This is a genomic window from Thermogutta sp., from assembly GCF_014359955.1.
In the GTDB taxonomy this organism is placed as follows: Bacteria; Planctomycetota; Planctomycetia; order Pirellulales; family Thermoguttaceae; genus Thermogutta.
In genome coordinates this window covers 1-7,107 of the sequence record NZ_JACIYL010000169.1, presented here as the reverse complement: position 1 = coordinate 7,107, position 7,107 = coordinate 1, and the positions used below count along the sequence as shown (strand labels likewise).

At 57.9% G+C, this 7,107-nt stretch carries 5 protein-coding genes; all 5 read right to left on the bottom strand.

Features of this window, described 5'->3' with window-relative positions; all coding sequences use genetic code 11:
• A partial coding sequence (locus H5U08_RS07265; protein ID WP_297031696.1) for an ATP-binding cassette domain-containing protein occupies nucleotides 1–804 on the bottom strand: 804 nt, incomplete at its 3' end.
• Between the two features lie 20 nt (nucleotides 805–824).
• Nucleotides 825–2,582: a phosphate ABC transporter permease PstA gene (pstA, locus tag H5U08_RS07260; protein ID WP_297031694.1), complete on the bottom strand. Its 1,758-nt coding sequence runs from the start codon at nucleotides 2,580–2,582 to the stop codon at nucleotides 825–827.
• Between the two features lie 50 nt (nucleotides 2,583–2,632).
• Nucleotides 2,633–5,401 carry an ABC transporter permease subunit gene (locus H5U08_RS07255; protein WP_297031692.1) on the bottom strand — a complete coding sequence of 923 codons (2,769 nt, stop codon included), beginning with the start codon at nucleotides 5,399–5,401 and terminating at the stop codon, nucleotides 2,633–2,635.
• Nucleotides 5,402–5,713: 312 nt separating this feature from the next.
• A complete protein-coding gene (locus tag H5U08_RS07250; protein ID WP_297031690.1) occupies nucleotides 5,714–6,700 on the bottom strand; it encodes a phosphate ABC transporter substrate-binding protein in 987 nt (328 codons plus the stop codon).
• Nucleotides 6,701–6,923: 223 nt separating this feature from the next.
• Nucleotides 6,924–7,107 (bottom strand): hypothetical protein (locus H5U08_RS07245; protein WP_297031688.1); only part of this gene is annotated, 184 nt, incomplete at its 5' end.

The window sequence follows — 7,107 nt, the reverse complement described above, 5'->3', positions numbered from 1 at the left end:
CAAACGTTGCTGCTGTCCGCCGGAAAGCTGAAGAGCATTTTGATTGAGATGGTCCTTGACTTCGTCCCAGAGTGCGGCCGCCCGGAGACACCGCTCGCACTGTTCCTGAAGGTACTGCCGATTTCGGATTCCCTGAATGCGCAACGGATAAACGACGTTTTCAAAAATGCTCATGGGAAAGGGATTGGGCTTCTGGAAGACCATCCCTGCCCGCTTGCGAATTTGGGTCACATCCACCGTGGGGTCGAACACCGACACGCCATCCAGCCGGATATCACCTTCCGTGCGCACATCATCGATCAGATCATTCATGCGATTGACGCAGCGGATCAGGGTGGATTTGCCACAACCACTCGGACCGATAATGGCGGTCACTTTTCCTTTCGGAATGTTCATGCAAATATCGAAAAGCGTCTGTTTTTTCCCGTACCAGAGGCTGAAATGCTCTATTTCAAGAACGGCGGGTTCTGCCAGAACCTGGGGATGGATTTCGCTTTCAAACGGTTCGCCTCGGGCGATTGCTGCCAGGCGAGATGCGCCGTGGAGGAGCGACTCCTCAAAAGAGAGGGGGCTTCCGTCACGGCTCCCATTTGTCTGGGCACTGCTCTGCTGGACTTTTCCAGGCGGACTTCCCGGTGTTGAGGTAGTCTCAGCGGACGAGGACGCAGAATGGGGATCCATGGAAGACATGCGCTCAATGAACGAATCAGTGGTCGATTCGGACTGTTTCGACTCTTTTTTCTTTCGCAACACGCCACGCTTGCGGTCGAGATTCATCGGAACAAAGGCTCGCAGGTAACTCATTTTAGTAAAGCCATCTCTCGTCATATATGCAAGACATGAGCGGCCCGGCGTAGACGGGCACGCAGCGCGAAAGCCCAAAGGTTGAGCGCCAGGATAAGCAGAATCAGCACCAGCGTTGTGGAAAATACCATCGGCTTGGCAGCTTCGCTGTTGGGGCTTTGAAAACCGAGGTCGTAAATGTGGAAACCCAGATGCATGAAACTCCGCTGGAGATGAACGTACGGGAAGCGATGATCAATGGGTAACTCCGGAGCCAGTTTGACGGCGCCGGTCAGCATGAGTGGGGCAACTTCCCCAGCACCGCGAGCCATTGCCAGAATCGTGCCAGTGAGGATCCCAGGAAACGCCTGGGGTAAAACAACCCGACGAAGCGTCTGCCAACGCGTGGCACCGCAGGCGTAGGAACCTTCGCGAACCGATCGCGGAACGGCAGCCAACGCCTCTTCGGTGGCCACAATGACCACCGGTAACGTGAGCAGAGCAAGCGTCAGGGACGCCCACAGGATTCCACCGGTCCCGAACGTCGGGTTGGGAAGCCGGGCCCGAAAGAAAACGCTATCAATCGATCCGCCCACCAGGTAGCAGAAAAATCCGAGACCGAACACGCCAAAAACGATGCTGGGCACCCCGGCCAAATTGTTGATGGCAATCCGTAAACCACTGACGATCACGCCCCCTTTGGCGTACTCCCGCAAATAAAGTGCGGCCAGTACACCCAGGGGAACGACAGCCATGGTCATTAAAAGGGTGAGAAATGCTGTCCCGAAAATCGCCGGAAAAATGCCGCCTTCCGTGTTGGCCTCTCTCGGTTCGTCCGTTAAAAACTCCCAGACACGGCTGAGATAAACCCGGCATCGCCCAGCCAGATCAAGTTGGTTGGCCGGATAGGCACGAACGATGTCGGCCAGTGCGATGTCTTTCTCCTGGCCATCGGCGGTTTTCAGGCGAAGGGTGTAGCGAGCATTCTCGGCTCGCAATTGCTCGATCTCCTGCCGCACCGCTTCGTAACGTGCGTGGAGTTCCTTTTCTGCTTGGGCGACCTCCGCTTCCAACCGGCGGTAACGTGGAGACTGTTTGCCCTCTTGCATTTCTACGGACCGCAGACGCAGACGGGCGGACTCCAGATCGTGATTGATGTCGCCCAGAACGCGCGTTTCCAACCGCCTGATGGTCCGGAACCGGCGTCGAACCTCCGGATGCCAGCGGAGAAAGCTGTCCCATATTTCGGGGGCAGTCGTGGCCTGGGGCTTGCCATCGATCAGAAAAGCCACGGGAACTCCATAAAACCGTCCCCACGCCACCCGCTCTAAAACGAGAGCCCATTCAGGCCAGGTCGTCTTGCCCAGGTGGATCTCAGGAGCAGATACCCACCGGAAGTGCTCATTGGTGAGTTCGTAGTTACCTGTTCTCACCAGATACCGGAGGACCCAGCCGTTGTGCTTGTCCATCGACTCCTGGAAGGCCTTTCGCAGCTCCGGTGGCATGGTCTGAATGGATTGGAGGTCCGGGCGAAACCATTCACTCCGGGTAATTTCTCCCATTACCACGCGATCCGGCAGTTCCCACCGGACGACACGAAGCGGCCAGAAAGTCCGTGTTCCCTCGACCAGGATGAGGGCCAGCAGGCCGAACATCATGGCGAGCGCAATGACCAGCGCGCCACCGGTCAGCCACAGGGAAGGCTCAGCATACGCCGAAAGCAATCGCGCCGGGCTGTCCCGGAAATCCGGACGCTCACGAGAAAGCTGTGTTTTTCTCGGGCTTAAAACCTGTGTCATCGACTTGAACCGTTAAGCCGTTTTGGTTTGCGGAAGTCTTGGAGTTGATATCACAACTGAAATGCCTTCTTGCGGAACCGGAGACGCACCAGCTCCGCAACCGTGTTGACGATGAACGTGATGACAAAAAGGCAAAGTCCGGCCAGGAACAGCATACGATAGTGCGTGCTGTACTGGACCGCCTCGGGCAATTCCACCGCGATGTTGGCCGACAACGTTCGGAAGCCGCTGAATATGTTCCAGTCCATGATGGGCGTGTTTCCGGCGGCCATCAGGACGATCATTGTTTCCCCGGCAGCACGCCCCAGCCCGATCATCAGGGCCGAGAAAAGCCCGCTCATAGCAGTGGGAATGACCACGCGGATAGCAGTTTGCCAGGGCGTCGCACCCGCCCCTAAAGACGCCGCACGGAGGTGATCCGGCACGGCCGTCAGGGCGTCGTCGGCGATTGTGTAGATGATGGGAATGATGGCAAAACCCATCACAAGACCGACGATGAAGGCATTCCGCTGCACGTACGTACCAAGGAACAATCCGCGTGGATCGATGCCCAGGACATGCGTCAGCAGCCACCCCAGAAGGAAACTCGCAGCGAACGCCGCCACGATCCCGACGAGAAACAGACCGAGCTTGGTCCATGCCCAAAGTCGATGAGAAGCAAGCGGCAGAAGTCTTTCAATCGCTGGTTCGATCGAAACGATCAGACCTGCCGCGATGAGCATGCCCACGAGGGGCAATAACGCAAAAGCCCAGCCGGGAGTCCCGGTTCCCACCCTCCCGTTCAACCATGCCTTGATATCTCCGTGAAAGAAGGCCTTCTCGGCCAGTGGGCCGGCGTAGTTGGCCAGGGCAATGCCCACCGCGCAGGCCACCAGGATCGTCCAGAACCGATACCGCGACACAACGAACTGCCAGGACCTGGGCAGAAGACGAATGAGGTGGCCGCCCAGCAGCAGCGCAAAGGGCACCGTGTAGAACACAGCCAGGACCTGAGGAAGGCGTGTTTCCACCCAGGGGGCAAACACGAGTGCCGCCAGAAAACCCAGGACCACGCTCGGCAGTCCCGCCATCAGCTCCAGGCTGGGCTTGATATACGCCCGCACACTTTTGTGAAGTACCTCGCTGGTATAAACGGCGGCCAGAAGCGCCAGTGGTACGGCAAATAGGAGGGCGAACACAGTGGCTTTCACCGTTCCGAAAATGAGCGGAGTGAGGCTGTACTTGGGCTCGAAATCGTCGGTACCGCTCGATGATTGCCAGACAAACTCCGGTTTCGAGTAACCTTCATACCAAACCCGTCCGAACACCGAACGGAGCGTGATACCGGCGTGAGGAGCGGCTAGGCGCCAAAGCCGGGCCACGTGTTTTTCCACCGCGATGAGGGCGTCTTCTTTGGGACCCATCGCCACAGCCGAAATGTGTCTCCTCCACGGTTTTGCGGCGTTCGTGACGGCAAAGGGTTGTTGAGAAGCTTGAGCAGATGACGCAGTCACCTCTGCCACAAACCTGTCTTCCGCGACGACCTGCTCGCTTGTGGCGTGAAAGACTCTCACCGTTCCGTCGGAGTACGCGACGGCGAACAGGCGACTCCGCTGCGACGGACCGAAACACACGGCTGCGGCCTGGCCCTTGCGAAAAACATGCCCCCGCACAAGCTGCACGCCATCCGGGGTGTTGGCATTCTCTGGCTTGATGGGGAACCAGGCCGACACACTGCCCTCGCGGGTTCCAACGAGGAGGGTGTTCTTTCCGATGAGCTGACCGAATGCGGTGACGGTATCGTTTCCCTGGGTGACTCGGAGTTTTTCCGCGACCTGCAGGGAGTCCACCACACGGCAGTCAATGCGGAGCAGCCGTCCATCTTTCCACAGCAGGTAGAGCGAATCGCCAACCCCCGACATGCAGAGATAACCGGGAAAATTGCCCCCGAGCTCCGTCTGCAATTCCAGCGAACCCCCGGAAAATGTCACCGTCTCTTCGCCGGTCAAAAAGTTGAGCTTCTTTTCCGAGGTCCCCACGTGGAGGACTCCGTCGTCAGTGAGAGCCGCTACCAGTCGGGTGTCACCGCGAAAAGAGGAGTCCACCAGCAGGACGGCTCGGTCACCCAGGGCGACCGGATCTTCCCGCGAGATCGAGACACGCAGGCTTTGCCACATCCCATGTCCGGTGGGCCACCAGGCGGTATCGCCCTCGATGACTACCTTGGTCTCAGCCGCCGGGCTCGGCCAATGGGATCTGATTTGGGTGGGAACTTCTTCCTCAGGGACAGAATTTATCTGGATCGTGAAACTTCCCGGCAGCAGTTTGCCGTCCCGCGTTCCTAGCACAAATGATCGTCGTCGAGCGTCCACCGTGGCGCAGACGATGTTTTCCGATTCGGTTAATGGAGCCTGCCAGACCAACTGTCCGTGGCGGAGTTCCCATATAGAAAGGATGCCCGTTCGCGAGACGCCCCAGAGTATGGAAACGGACTCATCTAAACCAAACACCCCAGGGTTCGAAGAAAGAGCGTCATCAGGCAATTGACGGTCGGTCTGCCGGGCTTGCCGCCGTTGTTGCGGGGCTTCAGAAGTCGGACGCCTGCCGGGTGCCTCCGTAACAATTGAGGCGGCACTTGGCATTTCCATCGCAAGGGGCACAAGCGTCTGAGGGGTTAAAGACGCGGGCCAGAACAGCGGAAGCACGCTCCACACCAGAAACACAAAAACCCCCAGGACGGCGACGATCGTGCTGACGCCTCCGAGGGTGATGATCCAGCCAGCGGTTCGATCGATCCAGTGGACGACGTGAGTTCTTCGCCGTGATGAACTATCCACCATGCTTGTCAACGCTAACCAAAAGGATACCGCTCATGTCAGGTTTGATGGCTCGCATGGGGCGTGTCCGCTGTCAGGTCTTCCCGCCAATTCTGCTCGCGCAACTGCCAGCATCCGCATTGCCCATGGACACTCGTTCCCCGGTGCATGGCCTATTTCTTTTAAGATTGACGCGGGACTCTATGGGAAGGCAGGGGCGGCTCCTCGGCGCCCCTGCCCTGATCTTTTTAGGATAATGCGAACTGACCTGCGGATGTGGTCAGTTCAGCCCCAACTGTTGTCGAAAACTCATTCACCAGATACCAGCGCGGAACTTCAGAAGTCAACAGACAGCCCCACAGACTGGAACGCCTTGCGGGCAAAGACAGCCGGCACGGGATAGTAACCGGCGCGAATGACATCGCTTTGCCCCTGCTTGCTGAAAATGTACTTGATGAACTCCGCCCGAAGCGGATCCAGTTGCGTTCCCGGCTTATAGTTGACGTACACATAAAGAAACCGGGCGAGGGGATAATCCCCTGTGTACGCATGCTCGGGTTCAGCAGGGACGAAGGGTGCCCCGGGCTTGGCAGCCAGGGGGACGGCTCGCACGTCGGCGGTCTTGTAGCCGATTCCGCTATAACCGATGGCATAACGATCGCTCGCAACGCCCTGAACCACGGATGAGCTGCCCGGCTGCTCCTTGACCTCATCTTTGAAGTCGCCGCCGAACAGGGCGTGCTCCTTGAAGAATCCATACGTTCCGGATGCCGAGTTTCGGCCGTAGAGACTGATCGGATGGGAGGCCCACTCTCCGGTCAGGCCCAACTGGCCCCAGGTGCGGATATCCGTGGGATAACCGCCGCGCCGGGTCTTCGAGAAAATGGCATCCACCTGCTGGAGTGTCAATCCTTTGATGGGATTGTCCTTATTCACATAGACGGCCAGCATGTCGATCGCTGAGGGTAAGGCAGTTGGCTTGTAGCCGAACCTGGCCTCAAATTGGTCGATTTCGGCTTCCTTCATGGGGCGACTCATCGGCCCAAATTGCGCTGTCCCCGCGATAAGGGCCGGCGGTGCCGTGGATGAGCCTTTTCCTTCGATCTCAATCTGCACGTTGGGATAGTAACGACGAAAACCCTCCGCCCAAAGGGTCATGAGGATGTTCATGGTGTCGGAGCCGACACTTTTCAGGTTGCCCGACACCCCCTGCACGGGTTTGTAGTCCGGGAGTTTGGGGTCAACCTGGACCTGGGCGAAACAGGTCGCATGGAACGCCCAGATGCTGAACACGGTCAGCCCCAGTCCGGCAAGCCAACGCACTGGAAGTGATCTTCTCGTCGTCATCATTGGTTTCCTCTCATTTTCACGGAGCGTAACACACAGCAGGTCGTCAGACCGCGCTTTTGCCCGAAAAAATCCTTTCGGGGAGCTTAGAATCGTTTAGAATCGTACCGCCCCTTTTGGGTCTTTCTGTCGTGGCCACGTTTGCCTTGATTTTAAAGACGCTCTGTTAGGCATTTGTTAAGGAATTGTTAAGAATTTGTTAACATGGAATGTTCGGAGATGCTCGCGGGGAGAGCTTTTGGGTGGTATTGCAGCCGAGGGACGCCTTCTGCGGCGCCCGCCCAGCCTGGAGGGACGCGCTTGTCGTGCCCGCGGCAACTCCATATGTGGAGTGCGGGGCTTTAGCCCCGCTTTCCGTGCGGGACTTCAGTTCCCGGCGAAAG